This window comes from Janthinobacterium sp. TND4EL3, from assembly GCF_900156175.1.
Classification (GTDB): domain Bacteria; phylum Pseudomonadota; class Gammaproteobacteria; order Burkholderiales; family Burkholderiaceae_D; genus Janthinobacterium.
In genome coordinates this window covers 49,277-63,999 of record NZ_FTMV01000010.1, presented here as the reverse complement: position 1 = coordinate 63,999, position 14,723 = coordinate 49,277, and the positions used below count along the sequence as shown (strand labels likewise).

The following is a 14,723-nucleotide window of genomic DNA, read 5'->3' as shown; positions in this document are numbered from 1 at the left end:
GCGGCCGCCGGGACTGGGTAGCGGAAAACGGCTCAGGCGGCCGGACAGGCGGCGCTGCCGTTGTCAAAAGCGCGCACGACGCTCGCCGCATCGGCGGCGATGCGGTTCACGGCGCGGCGGTGACCGAGTACCAGTTCATCGTAGCCGGCGCCCACCTTTTCATTGGCCACCGTGCGGCAAGTGACGACCTTGCTGCTGGCCAGCTGGCGCACGCTCCACACGGCATCGATCAGCGCATACTGGCCCATCACGGACTCGAAACGCTGCACGTTGGTGCTGATGCGGTACACGGGCAAGTCGTCCGGATGCGGCGTGCGGAACACGTCGATGGCGCCCAGATCGTTCGTCACGGCCGTCGACAGGGCCTGGCCGATCTCGCCGGCCAGCGGCCCCGCCCAGCGCTGCTGCTCCAGCAATTCGATGCGGCCCGACGGCGCCGTCACGACAAACTGGTTGCGGCTCACCTGCTGCGGCACGCTGACGGCCAGCACCTCGACATAGTATTTGACGGGCTTGGCCGGCTGCGCGTCGGCGCCGCCGCTGAGCGTATAGAAATGCTCGGGCTGGGGCGTGGAGCAGGCACCCAGCAGGCTGGCCGCCAGCAGCGCGGAAAACATCGGCTTCATCATTTTTTTCCATCTCCTTTTTTACCGCGGATCAGGGACTCGGGGTGGCGTTCCAGGTAATCGGACAGGGCATTGAGCGATTGCAGGGTTTGCGTCAGCTGCTGCAAGGCCTGGCGCACGTCCGACTGCAGCGGCGAATCCTTTTGCAGCACCTGTTCGGCCGTGCCGAACGTCTGTTTCGCCGCCGTCAGGGTATCGCGCATTTCCGGCACCACCTGGCCATCGAGCTGCTTGAACAGGGTATTGGCCTGCTTGATGGTCGCGTTGAGGTTATTGCCGATCTCCGCATACGGTACCTGATCGAGCTTGCGGGCGATGCTGGCGATCTGCGTCTGCAATTCATCGAGGGTATTCGGTACGGTCGGCACTTCCAGCGGGTACCTGTTCGGATCGAGCGCCACCTTCGGCGCTTTCGGGAAAAAGTCCAGCGCGATGTACAGCTGGCTGGTCAGCAGGTTGCCAGTGCGCAGCTGCGCGCGCAATCCACGGCTGACCATGCGTTCGAGCAGCTGGTGGCCCGCCGAGCCTTCCTCATCGTCGACGGCCGCCTTGAAGCGCATGCCCAGGCGGGCCGGGTACAGGTTGACGGTGACGGGCATGCGGAAGTTCTTCTTCACGGGGTCGAACTCGATACCGACCGAACGCACCTCGCCCAATACGATGCCGCGGAAATCGACCGTGGCTCCGGGCTGCAAGCCGCGCAGGGACTGGTCGAAATAGAACACGGTGGTGATGGCCTCGCCATCGGGCTCGCGCATGGCGCTGGCCTCGTCAGCCGCCAGGCGATAATTGGTGCCAGCCGGCGCCGGTTCGACGGGTTTGCGGCCGTTTTCCGCCTCGAAGGCGATGCCGCCCACCAGCATGGCGGCCAGCGACTGCGTATTCAATTTGAAGCCGTTGGAATCGAGGCGCACGTCAACGCCGCTGGCATGCCACCAGCGCGCATCCTTGCCGACGAACTGGTCGTACGGCGCGTTCACGAAGACCGACATGGTGATGCCGTTGCCGTCCTTGTCCAGCGCGAAGCTGACCACCTTGCCCACCCTCAGGCGGTGGAAGAACAGGGGCGAGCCCACGTCGACGGAGCCGAGGCTGTCCGCATGCAGGGTGTACAGCTTGCCCTTCTGGTCGCCGGCCACGGCGGGCGGACTCTCCATGCCGACGAAATTTTCCTTCTTCTGTTCCGACTTGCCCGTGTCGACGCCGATGTAGGCGCCCGACAGCAGAGTGCCCAGGCCCGTCACGCCGCTGGCGCCGATCTGCGGGCGCACCACCCAGAAGCGCGAATCGGCGGTGGCGAAACGGCGCGCCTCCTTGCTCATGTCGATCGTCACGAGTACCTTGCTCAAGTCGTCGCCCAGGGTGATGGCGCGCACCTGGCCGATGTCGACGTCCTTGTATTTGACCTTGGTCTTGCCCGGCTCCAGGCCTTCGGCGCTCTTGAAGCTGACCGTCACCGTGGGGCCCTGGTCGAGGATGGACTTGGCGGCCAGGCCGGCGCCGATCAGCGCGGCCAGCAGCGGAATGAGCCATACCAGCGACGGCAGCCAGCGGCTGCCCTGCTCCACATCGGGTTCCGGCAACGGGGGGACGCCCTGGCCACCCGTTTCGGCAAGGTCGCCCGCTTCTTTGTCAGCCATGCTGTTCTCCAATCACTGTATTGTTTCCGGTATTTGCCACCACCACGGGTTCTTCCTCGCCAGGCACCTGCCCGTCGACGGGGTCCCAAATCAGGCGCGGATCGAACTGCATCGCCGCCAGCATGGTCAGCACCACCACGGCGCCGAAGGCCAGCGCACCGGGTCCCGCCGTGATCACGGCCAGCGACTTGAAGCGCACCAGCGCCACCGTCAGGGTGACGACAAAGATGTCGAGCATGGACCAGCGGCCGATGAATTCGACCATGCGGTACAGGATGGTGCGCTGGCGCGGCCGCCAGCGCGAACGCCGCTGCGCCGTGAACGCCAGCAGCGCCAGCACGCCCAGCTTGAGCATGGGCACGACCACGCTGGCGATGAAAATGATGATGGCCAGGCCCTTCGAGCCGCTGGTCCAGAACAGCACCACGCCGCTCATGATGGTGTCGTCCTGCGCGCCGAACAGCGATTGCGTCACCATCACGGGCAGCAGGTTGGCGGGAATGTAGAGAATCATGGCGGCGATCAGCAAGGCCCAGGTGCGGTTGATGCTGTCCGGCTTGCGCACGTGCAGGGCCGTGCCGCAGCGCACGCAGGCCAGGTGCCTGCCCTTGCCCACAGGCGGCGCCACCAGGCCGCAGGCATGGCAGGGAACGACCCTTTCACCGGGCGCGAAAGCCTTGTAGCGGATGCCGGGCAGCGCTTGCCGGGTCAGGTCGTCGCCCAGGTTCCACAGCGCCTTGGGGTCGAACGAGACGACGATGGCCAGCAGCACGGTGAGCGCGCCAAACGCGAACAAGCCCGGTTGCGGCAGCACCGTGGCCAGGCTGGTCATCTTGACAACGGTGATCAGGATGCCGATCATCAGCACCTCCGTCATGCCCCATTCGCGCGCCGTCTGCACGGCGCGCAGCACGCGGTTAAAGCCCGGCACCTTGACGCCGCCGCGCAGGCCCAGCGCCACATACAGCAGCGAACCAAGTTCGATGGCGGGAAAGAGGATGGTAAACAGGAAGACCATCGTCGCCACGATGTGCATCTGCTCGTACCACAGCACGCGGATGGAGCCGAGCAAGGTGGCGCTGGAAGTGAGGCCATTGACGTCGAGTTCGACGATGGGGAAAAACTGGGCGATCAGGAAGACAAAGGCGGCGCCCAGGGTGAGCGCCACCACCTTGCTCAATTCGGCCGATGCGCCCCGGCCTGGCGCGGCGCGATACAGCACCGAGCGGCAACGGATGCAGCGCGCCTTTTCGCGTGGACGCAGCGGACGTTTGCGGTACAGCACGCCGCAGTCATGACAGCTAATCAGGTCGTATCGGTGCACAGTGTGAAGTTTGCCGGCGCCCGCAGCGCGACTATCCCATGTCAATGCCAGCCATCATGACAGAATTGGCATTTTCCTGCACTACGGCACTATTCTTTTCCACTCGCCCGCAACAACGCCTCCACGGTGCGGCCGATTTGCAACACCGTATCGTCGGCGCCAGCCAGGCCGCAGATGCCCAGCCCCACGGGCAGCTCGCCGTCGGCATGGCAGGGCAGCGACAGCGCGCAGCCGTCGAGGAAGTTGATCACGCTGGCGTTGCGCAGCACCAGGCCGTTCGTGGCAAAGAAAGTGGCGTCGTCCGCTTCCAGCGGCGCGACCTGCGGCGCCAGAATGGCCACGCTGGGCATCAGCCAGGCGTCGAACGGCGCCAGGCGCCGCCGGGCGATGGCGATCAGGCGCGCGCGCGCATCGAGCAAGTCGATGTAGTCAAACGCCCCCTGCAGCTGGCCGCGGCGTATGCGCGCCGCCACGCGCTGGTCGTACTGCGCGCCCTTCTCTTCCAGTAACGCCCTGTGCCAGTGCCAGGCTTCCGCCGCCACCAGGCCGCCGCCGCCATTGATGCCCGGCAGCTCCAGCAATTCGGGGAAATCGAACTGCTCCACCAGGGCGCCGGCTTGCCGCAGCTTGTCCAGCGCGGCGTCGAAAGCCTGCTGCACCTGCGGCTCCACGTGCGTACCGACGTAGTCAAGGGTAAAGCCGAAGCGCAAGCCTTTCAGTGCCGGCGCCTGCGCGCCGATGTCATGGCCCGACAGCGCTGCATACAAAATGGCGCAGCAATCGACGCTGCGGGCGATGGGCCCGGCCGAGTCGAGGGAGCGCGACAGGGGCACCGTGCCGGCCAGCGGCACAGTCGCCGCCGTCGGCTTGAAGCCCGTCAGGCCGCAAAAGGCGGAGGGAATGCGGATCGAGCCGCCCGTATCCGTGCCCAGCGCGCCGGCCGCCATGTCCAACGCCACCGTCACGGCGCCGCCCGAAGTGGAGCCGCCGGCCACGCGCGCGCCGTCGTGCGGATTGCGCGGCGTGCCGTAATGGGGATTCAAGCCCAGGCCGGAAAACGCGAATTCGCTCATGTTGGTGCGGCCCAGCAGAACGGCGCCGGCCGCGCGCAGGCGCGCCACGGCAAGCGCATCGGCCACGGCGGGCGGCGCGCCGGCCAGCGCCAGCGAGGCAGCGCTGCTGGTTTGTCCCTTGACGTCGAACAGGTCCTTGATTGAAATGGGGATGCCGGCCAGCGGCGAGACAATGATGCCGGCGGCGCGCGCCGCATCGCTGGCCCGCGCTTCCATCAACGCCTGTTCGCCATCGACGCCGACATAGGCATGGCCGCCCTGCGCCCGGTGCGCATCGGCGCGCGCCAGCATCCGCTCGGTCAATGCCACGCTGGTGATGCGGTTGGCGGCCAGGTCGGCCGCCAGTTCCCTTATCGTCTTCTTGCCAGTCACATCCATGCTGCCTCCCCGATTTCCCAGGCATGCATCTTACCGGATGCCAGCGGCATGGTCGCGGTCCAGTCAGGCGGCCAGGAAGTCGAGCAGGGTCAGGGCGACGATCTTGCTGGCCTTGCGCAGATCATCGAGCGCCAGGCGCTCGTCGGCCTTCTTCGCGTTCGATTCGGGCACCGTGCGTGGGCCGGCGCCATACAGCACGGCGGGGATGCCCCGTTCGCCATACAGGCGCGCATCCGCATACAGGGGCGTGCCGACGGCGGGTATCGTCTCGCCCAGAATCGCTTGCGCATTCTTTTGCAGGCTGCCGACCAGTTGCTCGGAACCGGGCAAGGGCCGCAGCGCATGCGACAGCAGCAGGCGGCGGATCTCGATGCGGATGCCAGGCTCGCCCCGCACCGCGTCTTCGATCAGCGCGCGCACCTGCGCTTCCACCGCCACCGGATCTTCCTCCGGGATCATGCGGCGGTCCATCTTCATGACGACTTTTCCCGGCACCACATTCGTGTTCGTACCGCCGTCGATGCGCCCCACCAGCATGGTGGGCGAGTCGATGCCGGCCACTTTCGATTTGATCTTCTTCAGTTCCGGCAGCTGGCCGTAAATGGCATTGAGGATCTTGTTGGCCGCCTGCAGCGCATCGTGGCCCGTCTCAGGCATGGAGCCGTGGCCCGACTTGCCGTGCACGGTGATTTCCAGCTGCAGGCAGGCGTTGTGCGCCGTGACGATGCCGTAGCTGAAACCGGCGGCGATGACGAAATCGGGCTTCGTCAGCTGCTGTTCCAGCAGCCAGCCCGGCCCAAGCAAGCCGCCGAATTCCTCGTCGTAGGTAAAGTGCAGTTCCAGCTGCCCTTTCAGGGGAATGCCCAGCGCTTCGAGCGCGCGCGCGGCAAACACATAGGTGGCGAAATCGCCTTTCGACACGGCCGTCGCGCGGCCGTAGATATAGCCGCCGTCGATCTGGCCGCCATATGGCGGATACGTCCAGTTGTCACCGGGCGGCACCACGTCGCCATGCGCATTCAGGGCCACCGTCGGCCCGCCTGCCGCATACGGCCGGCGCACGATCAGGTTGGTGATGCTCTGCATGCCGTATGCCTCGACCTGGTCCTTTGGGACGGCGTGCTTTTCTGCGTTCCAGCCATACGCTTGCAGCAGCTGCGCCACCAGGTCCGCATGGGGCGCGTTATTGCCGGGCGGCGTATCCGTCGGCTGCTGCACCACCTTCTGTAAAAAGGCGATCTCCTCGTCGAAGTGCTCGTCAATCCAGGCCGTGATTTTTTCTGCGTGCGTAGTCATTTTGCTCCTTGCATGGTTTGTTGCAGCCAGGCGCCCAGTTCGCTGCGCTCGGCGTCCGTCATATTGGTCAGGTTCCCGATCGGCATGGCCTTCAGCTCGATGGCCTGCTTGTAGATTTGCGCCGCGTGCTGGCGGATTTCTATTTCATTATCCAGCATCATGCCGGCCGGCGCCGTGGCGAATCCCGGTTGCGTCGGGTGCGCCGAATGGCAGGTGGCGCAGCGCTGGGCAATGATGGCATGCACGGCCACGAACTGGGCGACGGGGTCCGCCACGGGCGCGCTCGCCACGGGTGCTTTCGGCGCGATGGCCACGGCCACGGCCACCAGCAAGGCCACGCCGAGGGCCGGGTAGCGCCACTCGACGCGGCCCTTGTGGCGCAGGTTGAAGAAATGGCGGATGAAGACGCCGGCCGCCATGATCAAGGCCAGCACCAGCCATGCGTGGTCGTTACGGTAAGTCATCGCGTAGTGGTTGCTGATCATGATGAACAGCACGGGTAACGTAAAATAATTGTTATGCACGCTGCGCTGCTTGGCTTTCAGGCCATGTTTGGGATCGGGCAGCTTGCCAGCGGCCATGGCCTCGACCATCTTGCGCTGGCCGGGAATGATCAGCATCAGCACATTGGCCACCATGATGGTGCCGATCATGGCGCCCACGTGGATGTAGGCGGCGCGCCCGCTGAGCAAATGCGTGAGCACATAGGCGGCGGCGACGATCAGCGCGAACACCGTCACGCCGAACCACAGTTCATATTGCGCCAGCTTCGAGCGGCACAGCAGGTCGTACACGGTCCAGCCGATGACGAGGGTGGCGATGCCGATGCCGACGGCCTGGCCGCTGGAGATATCGGCCACGGCCTTGTCGATCATCATGGCCTGGGCATTGAAGTAATACGCGATGGTGAGCAGTGCAAAGCCGGACAGCCACGTCGAATACGCTTCCCACTTGAACCAGTGCAGTTCCTTCGGCAATTCGGCAGGCGCGACCAGGTATTTTTGCGGGTTATAAAAGCCGCCGCCATGCACGGCCCACAGTTCTCCCGACACGCCCTTCTTCGCCAGCTCGGAGCCGGGCGCGGGCGGGCGGATCGAGTTGTCGAGCCAGACAAAATAAAAGGAAGCACCGATCCAGGCGATGCCCGTGATGACGTGCAGCCAGCGGACGATCAGGTTCAGCCACTCAAGGCCGTACGGAATCAGGTAGGCAAATACTTCCATAAATTTCCTCTAGTCAGACTGAACCAATATTCGTGCCAATCTACACAAGATAAACGGATTTACCGCCCATCACATGAAAAGTATCGTATATTTGACATATTCAAATCGATATACAACAGAGCCGCCGCCACATGTCCAGCCTGCCGCAACACCTCGACCTGCACCTGATCCGCATCCTCTACCTGCTGCTGGTGGAAAAGAATGTCTCGCGCGTGGCGCTGAAACTCAATCAGCCGCAGCCCTCGATTTCCGCCTCCCTGCGCAAGCTGCGCGAATTGACGGGCGACCCGCTGCTCGTGCGCGGCGCGCGCGGCATGGTGCCGACCCAGCATGGCGAAAGCCTGCTCAATCCGGCCAAGCGCATCCTCGACCAGACAGAAAGCCTGTTCGTCAAGAAGACGCCGTTCGTGGCGCAGGAAGAGGCGCGCACCTTCCATATCGCCGCGCCCGACTACCTGGACAGCCAGTTCCTGCCCAACGTCGTGGCCCTGCTGCGCCGCGGCTCGCCGAAAAGCCGCGTCGTGCTGCACAGCCTGGGGCCGGGCATCGACCATATCCGCCAGCTCTCCGACGGTGGCCTGGACCTGGTGATCGCCAACTGGGACGAGCCGCCCGCCCACCTGCACATCTCGAAGCTGTTCGAAGACCCCATCATCTGCGCCATGCATGCGGAAAACGCCTATGCGCGCCGCACGGCCAGCGACGCCATGACGCTCGACGATTATCTGAGCCTGCCCCACGTGGCGCCGTCGCAGATGATGCCCGGCTACCACGGCGTGATCGATTCCTTCCTCGAACGGCAAAACCTGCAGCGCAACGTGGTGGTGGAGTCGGCGTATTTCGGCCTGATCCCCTACATGCTGACGCAGACGGACCTGGTGCTCACCACGGGCCGGCAATTCATGCGCTTCTATGAAAAGACCCTGCCGCTGAAAACGTATACCGTGCCCTTGAAATTCCCACCCATGCGTTTTTACCAGCTGTGGCACCAGCGCGTGCACCAGGCGCCCGAACACAAATGGCTGCGCGACCAGGTCAGCGCGGCCGCCAAGGCGCTGGTGCAGCGATAGCCGCTATCAGCACGCGCATATAATGGAGGCAGGAACGGGGCGCTATCATCACCGCTTGCATGATCGGAAAACCATGACCACCCTTTCAGACCTGAACGCCGGCAGCCAGGCCGATTTTATCGCGCACCTGCATGGCATCTACGAACATTCGCCTTGGATCGCCCAGCGCGCGGCTGCCGCCCGGCCGTTTGCCAGCCTGACGGCACTCAAGACGGAGCTGCAGCGCGTGCTGGCGCAAGCCTCGCCCGAGGAGCAGCTGGGACTGATACGCGCCCACCCGGAGCTGGCCGGCAAGGCCGCCATCGCCGGGCAGCTGACGGCGGAATCGACGCGCGAACAGGCCAAGTCCGGCCTGAACCTGTGCAGCGCCGATGAATTTGCCACCCTGCAGCGCCTCAACAGCGAATACAACGCCAAGTTCGGCTTTCCCTTCATCCTGGCCGTCAAGGGCCCGACGGGCGATGGCCTGACGCGCCAGGACATCATCGCCACGTTTGCGCGGCGTCTGAAAAACCGCCATGCGGATGAGCTGGCCGAATCGCTGCGGCAGATCAAGCGCATCGCCGAACTGCGCCTGAACGACCTGTTCGACGTGCGCCTGGACTTCGGCCCCGCCATCATGCAGCAGGCGGAAACGCTGGCCGGCTGGAGCGACAGCGATTACAACCTGACCTGCGCCTACCTGACGCCGGCGCACCGCAAAACGGCGGCGCAGCTGGCCGACTGGATGCGGGACGCGGGCATGCAGGTACACATCGACGCCGTCGGCAATGTCGTCGGCCGCTATCTGTCCGACGCGCCGGGCGCGAAGACCCTGATGACGGGATCGCACTACGACACGGTGCGCAACGGCGGCAAATACGATGGCCGCCTGGGCATCGTACTGCCGATCGCCGTCGTGCGCCACCTGCATGAGCGGGGCGAAAAGCTGCCGTTTCATTTCGAGGTCGTCGGTTTCGCGGAAGAGGAAGGCGTGCGCTTCAAGAGCACGTTTTTGGGCAGCACGGCCGTGACCGGAAAATTCGACGTGTCGCTGCTGGAGCAGCGGGATGCGGATGGCGTGAGCATGCGCGACGCGCTGGCCGCCGCAGGCCACGAGGCGAGCGCCATCGGCGCCATCGCACGCGATCCCGAAGACTTGCTCGGCTATGTGGAAGTGCACATCGAACAGGGCCCCGTGCTGCTCGAGCGCGACCTGCCGCTGGGGATCGTCACGGCGATCGCCGGCAGCTCGCGCTACCTGGTCAATCTTGGCGGCGTGGCCAGCCATGCGGGCACCACGCCCATGACCATGCGCAAGGATGCGGCCAGCGCGGCTGCGGAAATCATCCTGCTGGTGGAACGGCGCTGCAGCCACGGCGAAGCGCTGGTGGGCACCGTGGGCCAGCTGCAGGTGCCCAACGGCTCCGTCAACGTGATCGCCGGCGCCTGCACCCTGTCGCTCGATATCCGCGCGGCCGTTGATGCCGTGCGCCAGGCTGCCGTTGACGATATTCTCGATGGCATCGCGGCCATCTGCGCGCGGCGCCAGATCGACTACCAGCTGGAACTGCTGCTGTCGGCGCGCGCGGCGCCATGCGCGCCGTGGCTGATGGCGCAGCTGGCACAGGCAGTGGAATCGGTCGGCATCGAACCGTATGCGCTGCTGTCGGGCGCCGGCCACGACGCCATGGCCATGGCCGCCATCACCGACGTGGCCATGCTGTTTACCCGCTGCGGCAATGGCGGCATCAGCCACAACCCGCTGGAAACCATGACGGCCGACGACGCCGACATCGCGGCGCGCGCGCTGCTGGCGTTTTTGCGCAACTTCCAGCCAGGGTCCAATGCCTAAGCGTCTATCCCAGGACGGAGCATCTCCTTCCGCCAATGCATCAACCGCTCGGCAAGGTGCGCAACGAGCGGCGCCCATCCACCTGGCGAAGGCTGGTGGAACAGGCGCATCGCAGGATACCAGGGACTATCGCAGCGTCCCGCCAGCCAGCGCCAGTCAGGTCGGTAGTGTGGCAGCAGCAGCCAGCACGGCGTGCCCAGCGCACCCGCCAGGTGCGCCACGGCCGTATCGACGCTGATCACCAGATCCAGGTTGGCGATCAGCGCCGCCGTATCGGCCATGTCACCCAGCGCCGCTCCGCCGCCAGCCAGGGCCAGTGATGCCGAAGTGTCATCCTCGCCTGCACCCTTTTGCAAGCTGACAAACTGCACGCCTGCCACCGCTCCAAGCGGCGCCAGCGTGTCGAGCGCCGCCAATGAACGCTCGCCATCGTTTTCAAATGCGGGATTGCCTTTCCAGGCCAGGCCCACGCGCAACGGCGCAGGTGGCAGGCGCGCGGCCCAGGCGGCCACAGCGTGCGAATCCGCGTGCACATACGGCACGTTCGACGGTATCGTTTCCAACACCGTGCCGTACAGGCCGGGAATGCTCAGCAGGGCGACCCAATAATCGCGCCCGTGCTCAGCGACCGCCTCGCCAATGGCCATCACCTCGTCAATGCCAGGCACGGTCCGCAGCAGTGCCTTGAGCGGCGCATGGCACAGCAGCGACACGCTGCCTGCGCCCAATTCGCGCAGCAAGGGCACGTAGCGGCACAGCAGCAGCATATCGCCCATGCCCGCTTCCGGGCAGATCAGCAGCGATTTGCCGGCCAGCGGCTCGCCCTGCCAGCGAGGGAAGCGAAAATAGCCGCCAAACGCGGACGGTTGCGGCCGCGCTTCCAGCATGTGCCAGCCTTCCGCCAAGCGGCCCTGGCGCAGCAGCAGGTAGGCGAGATTGTAGCGCGCGTTCGCGTAGGTGGGATCGAGTTCCATGGCCCGGCGGTAGCAGTGCTCTGCCTGTGTTTCGCGCTGCAGGCTGGCCTGCAGCGCGCCCAGGGTGGACCAGGCAGAAGGCAGCTCGGGCGCCAGCGCCAGCACGCGGCGCTGGATTTTCTCCGCTTCGTCAATGCGGCGCATCCGCAGTAGCAGCGCGCCCAGGTTTTGCAGCAGATGCGCGTCGTCCGGCATGTGCGCCAGCGCACGCAGGTACAGAGCCAAGGCATCTACCAGTGCGCCCTCCTGTTCCCGCATCCACGCCAGGTTGAGCAGGGCAAACGCATTGTCGGGGTCAAGTAGCAGCGCCTGCTGGAAACAGGCCTGCGCGCCTGCCGCGTCCCCCATGGACAGCAGTTCTCCACCACGCGCGGCGTGCAGCGCGGCCGGGTGCCGCTCGGTATCGGTATCGGAAATGCTCATCGCTGGGCAGCCTTTTGTCGCAAGGCGCCCAGCATAGCACCGCCGCGCAGCGGCAGCTAAGTAATCCTCGGCAAATTATTGTGACTTTATGACGAACAGAACCGGATGCTGTGCAAGGCGCCTACAGCGACGCAGTGCGAGCACTGCCAGCTGCCGGCAACACCGCACAGCGCCGGTTATGAAAGTCAGAAAACACAATAATTTATTGGGGGTTACTTAGACGAGCACGGCCCGCTCCAGCATCGCATGCAGCAGCACGTTGCAGCCCGCTTCCAGGTGCTCGGGCTTGGCGTCCTCGATTTCATTGTGGCTGATGCCGTCCTTGCACGGCACGAAGATCATGCCGGCCGGGGCCAGCCGGGCCGCGTAGATGGCGTCGTGGCCGGCGCCGGACACCACGTCCATCACGGAGTAGCCGAGTTTGGCTGTGGCATTGCGCACGGCGCCCACGCAGTCGGGGTGGAACGGGCATGGCGGGTAGTAGGACACCCTTTCCAGTGAGATGCCCAGGCCCGTCCTCTCGCGCGTGGCATCGATGAAGGCCGTGATCTCGCCATGCATGGTGTTGAGCAGTTCGTCGTTCACGTTCCGCAGGTCGATGCTGAACTTGACCTCGCCGGGGATCACGTTACGGCTGTTCGGGAAGACCTGCACCATGCCCACCGTGCCGCGCCCGTACGGCGGGTAACGGTTGGCAATCGCCACCACTTCCTGCATGATGGTGGTGGCCACCTGCAGCGCATCCTTGCGCAAGGCCATGGGCGTGGGGCCCGCATGCGCTTCCATGCCCGTCACCACGCAGTCGTACCAGGACAGACCCATCACGGCCGGCACGACGCCGATAACCTTGTCCGCGTCTTCCAGCACGGGGCCCTGTTCGATATGCGTTTCAAAATAGGCGCCGATGGGATGGTCGCCCGGCACCTGCTCACCCTTGTATCCGATGCGCGCCAGCTCCTCGCCCACCGTTTTTCCCTCCGTGTCCTTGGCCGCATACGCCGTTTCGAGCGAGAAGGCGCCGCAAAACACGCCCGAGCCCATCATCACGGGCACGAAACGCGAGCCTTCCTCGTTGGTCCAGAAGGCCACTTCGATCGGTGCCTGCGTCTTGATCTTCAGATCGTTCAGGGTGCGCACCACTTCCAGGCCCGCCAGCACGCCGTAATTGCCATCGAACTTGCCGCCCGTAGGCTGCGTGTCGATATGGCTGCCCGTCATCACGGGCGGCAAGGTATTGTCGGTGCCGTCGCGGCGCATGAAGACATTGCCGATCTGGTCAATCGTGATGCTCATGCCCGCCTCACGACCCCAGCCTACCACCAGGTCGCGGCCTTCCTTGTCGAGGTCCGTCAGTGCCAGGCGCTTGACGCCGCCCTTCGCCGTCGCGCCGATCCGCGCCAGCTCCATCAGCGCTGCCCACAGGCGCTCGCCATTGATACGCAATGCATCCATCGTCAACTCCTTATGCGATCGTGGCGGCAAACGCGGGACGCTCGATATAGCGCCCCGCCCCTTCGACGGCCGTCAGTTCGCCCTGGTGGAACACCACCTTGCCGGCGGCAATCGTGGTGCTGGGGATGCCGCGCACGGTGCGACCTTCGAAGACATTGAAGCCTCCCTTGGCGAACTGGGTGGCGGCGGAAATGGTGCGCGTGCCTTGCGGATCCCACAGCACGATATCGGCATCGCTGCCTGCGGCGATGACGCCCTTGCGCGGATACATATTGAAGATCTGCGCCGCATTGGTCGATGACACCTTGACGAATTCGGAGGGCGTGAGCATGCCGGAATTGACGCCTGCGTCCCACACCACGGCCATGCGTTCCTCGACGCCGCCGCAGCCGTTCGGGATGCGCGTAAAGTCATTCTTGCCGGCCGCCTTCTGCTCGGCGCAAAAGGTACAGTGGTCGGTGGCCGTCGTGTGCAGGTTGCCGCTTTGCAGGCCGTGCCACAAAGCCGATTGATGGTGCTTGCCGCGGAACGGCGGGCTCATGACATGGCCTGCCACGTAGTCGAAATCGTCGCTCTGGTAGACGCTGTCGTCGATCACCAGGTGGCCCGCCAGCGCTTCGCCATACACGCGCTGGCCATTGGCGCGCGCCCGCGTGATGGCGTCGAGCGACTCCGCGCACGAGACGTGCACGATGTACACGGGGGTGTTGAGGACATTGGCGATGGCGATGGCGCGATTGGCCGCCTCGGCTTCCACGGCCGGTGGGCGCGACAGCGGGTGTGCCTGCGGTCCGGTAATCCCCTTCTTCAGCAAGGCTTGCTGCAACTGGAAAACCAGCTCGCCGTTTTCCGCATGGACGGTGGGTAGCGCACCCAGTTCCAGCGAGCGGGTAAAGCTTTTCACCAAGGTTTCATCGTCGGCCATGATGGCGTTTTTATAGGCCATGAAATGCTTGAAGCTGTTCACGCCATGCTCGCGCACGAGAGTGCCCATCTCCGCATGTACCTGCTCGCTCCACCATGTGATCGCCACGTGGAAGGTGTAGTCACCAGCCGCCTTGGCCGACCACGCGCGCCACTGGTGATACGCCTCGATCAGCGACTGCTTCGGCGCGGGGATGACGAAGTCCATGATGGTGGTGGTGCCGCCCGCCAGTCCCGCCGCCGTGCCCGTGAAAAAATCGTCGGCCGTCACGGTGCCCATGAAAGGGAGGTTCATGTGCGTGTGCGTGTCTATCCCGCCCGGCATCACGTACAGGCCGCCCGCGTCGATCACGGCGGCGCCGGCCGGCAGCGCCAGGTTCTCGCCGACGGCGGCGATGGTGTCGCCCTCGATCAGCACATCGGCGCGAAACGCGCGGTCGGCGTTGACGACAGTACCGCCACGTATCAATGTAGTCATCTTGTCTC

General features: G+C 65.0%; 11 protein-coding genes. 2 read left to right on the top strand and 9 right to left on the bottom strand.

Annotated features, from left to right (window positions below):
* Window positions 1–32: 32 nt before the first annotated feature.
* The 6 genes from BXA07_RS16415 to BXA07_RS16390 all read right to left on the bottom strand — a co-directional run bounded on the left by BXA07_RS16415 (window position 33) and on the right by BXA07_RS16390 (window position 7,560).
* A complete protein-coding gene (locus tag BXA07_RS16415) occupies window positions 33–629 on the bottom strand; it encodes a PqiC family protein (protein ID WP_076569007.1) in 597 nt (198 codons plus the stop codon).
* A complete protein-coding gene (locus BXA07_RS16410; protein ID WP_076569005.1) occupies window positions 626–2,266 on the bottom strand; it encodes a PqiB family protein in 1,641 nt (546 codons plus the stop codon). Before BXA07_RS16410 ends, BXA07_RS16415 begins: the two co-directional genes overlap by 4 nt.
* Window positions 2,259–3,590 (bottom strand): paraquat-inducible protein A, encoded by a 1,332-nt coding sequence (locus BXA07_RS16405; protein ID WP_076569003.1) that lies wholly within the window; start codon window positions 3,588–3,590, stop codon window positions 2,259–2,261. The genes BXA07_RS16410 and BXA07_RS16405 overlap by 8 nt, the downstream gene beginning before the upstream one ends.
* Before the next feature lie 89 nt (window positions 3,591–3,679).
* Entirely contained in the window at window positions 3,680–5,041 is a 1,362-nt protein-coding gene (locus tag BXA07_RS16400; RefSeq protein WP_076569001.1) for an amidase, read from the bottom strand.
* Between the two features lie 63 nt (window positions 5,042–5,104).
* Window positions 5,105–6,337: a M20/M25/M40 family metallo-hydrolase gene (locus BXA07_RS16395; RefSeq protein ID WP_076568999.1), complete on the bottom strand. Its 1,233-nt coding sequence runs from the start codon at window positions 6,335–6,337 to the stop codon at window positions 5,105–5,107.
* Window positions 6,334–7,560 carry a urate hydroxylase PuuD gene (locus tag BXA07_RS16390; RefSeq protein WP_076568997.1) on the bottom strand — a complete coding sequence of 409 codons (1,227 nt, stop codon included), beginning with the start codon at window positions 7,558–7,560 and terminating at the stop codon, window positions 6,334–6,336. Before BXA07_RS16390 ends, BXA07_RS16395 begins: the two co-directional genes overlap by 4 nt.
* 131 nt (window positions 7,561–7,691) lie before the next feature.
* Here BXA07_RS16390 and BXA07_RS16385 point away from each other — a divergent pair, with 131 nt between their 5' ends.
* The gene (locus tag BXA07_RS16385; RefSeq protein WP_034754583.1) at window positions 7,692–8,630 is read left to right on the top strand and encodes a LysR family transcriptional regulator; all 939 of its coding nucleotides are present in this window, start codon (window positions 7,692–7,694) and stop codon (window positions 8,628–8,630) included.
* 73 nt (window positions 8,631–8,703) lie between these two features.
* Complete coding sequence (locus BXA07_RS16380) at window positions 8,704–10,464, top strand: allantoate amidohydrolase (RefSeq protein WP_076568995.1); 1,761 nt, start codon at window positions 8,704–8,706, stop codon at window positions 10,462–10,464.
* Here the strand turns inward: BXA07_RS16380 and BXA07_RS16375 are convergent.
* The 3 genes from BXA07_RS16375 to hydA all read right to left on the bottom strand — a co-directional run bounded on the left by BXA07_RS16375 (window position 10,461) and on the right by hydA (window position 14,715).
* Entirely contained in the window at window positions 10,461–11,861 is a 1,401-nt protein-coding gene (locus BXA07_RS16375; protein ID WP_083708336.1) for a tetratricopeptide repeat protein, read from the bottom strand. The genes BXA07_RS16380 and BXA07_RS16375 overlap by 4 nt on opposite strands.
* A 216-nt stretch (window positions 11,862–12,077) precedes the next feature.
* The gene (locus BXA07_RS16370; RefSeq protein ID WP_076568993.1) at window positions 12,078–13,313 is read right to left on the bottom strand and encodes a Zn-dependent hydrolase; all 1,236 of its coding nucleotides are present in this window, start codon (window positions 13,311–13,313) and stop codon (window positions 12,078–12,080) included.
* A gap of 10 nt (window positions 13,314–13,323) precedes the next feature.
* Entirely contained in the window at window positions 13,324–14,715 is a 1,392-nt protein-coding gene (gene hydA, locus BXA07_RS16365) for a dihydropyrimidinase (RefSeq protein ID WP_076568991.1), read from the bottom strand.
* Window positions 14,716–14,723: the final 8 nt, after the last annotated feature.

Bases quoted from the DNA above. Each gene is read 5' to 3' on its own strand.
- BXA07_RS16375 (WP_083708336.1), bottom strand. From the start codon at position 11,861: ATGAGCATTTCCGATACCGATACCGAGCGGCACCCGGCCGCGCTGCAC.
- BXA07_RS16380 (WP_076568995.1), top strand. From the start codon at position 8,704: ATGACCACCCTTTCAGACCTGAACGCCGGCAGCCAGGCCGATTTTATC.
- hydA (WP_076568991.1), bottom strand. From the start codon at position 14,715: ATGACTACATTGATACGTGGCGGTACTGTCGTCAACGCCGACCGCGCG.
- BXA07_RS16370 (WP_076568993.1), bottom strand. From the start codon at position 13,313: ATGGATGCATTGCGTATCAATGGCGAGCGCCTGTGGGCAGCGCTGATG.
- BXA07_RS16395 (WP_076568999.1), bottom strand. From the start codon at position 6,337: ATGACTACGCACGCAGAAAAAATCACGGCCTGGATTGACGAGCACTTC.
- BXA07_RS16390 (WP_076568997.1), bottom strand. From the start codon at position 7,560: ATGGAAGTATTTGCCTACCTGATTCCGTACGGCCTTGAGTGGCTGAAC.
- BXA07_RS16400 (WP_076569001.1), bottom strand. From the start codon at position 5,041: ATGGATGTGACTGGCAAGAAGACGATAAGGGAACTGGCGGCCGACCTG.
- BXA07_RS16415 (WP_076569007.1), bottom strand. From the start codon at position 629: ATGATGAAGCCGATGTTTTCCGCGCTGCTGGCGGCCAGCCTGCTGGGT.
- BXA07_RS16385 (WP_034754583.1), top strand. From the start codon at position 7,692: ATGTCCAGCCTGCCGCAACACCTCGACCTGCACCTGATCCGCATCCTC.
- BXA07_RS16410 (WP_076569005.1), bottom strand. From the start codon at position 2,266: ATGGCTGACAAAGAAGCGGGCGACCTTGCCGAAACGGGTGGCCAGGGC.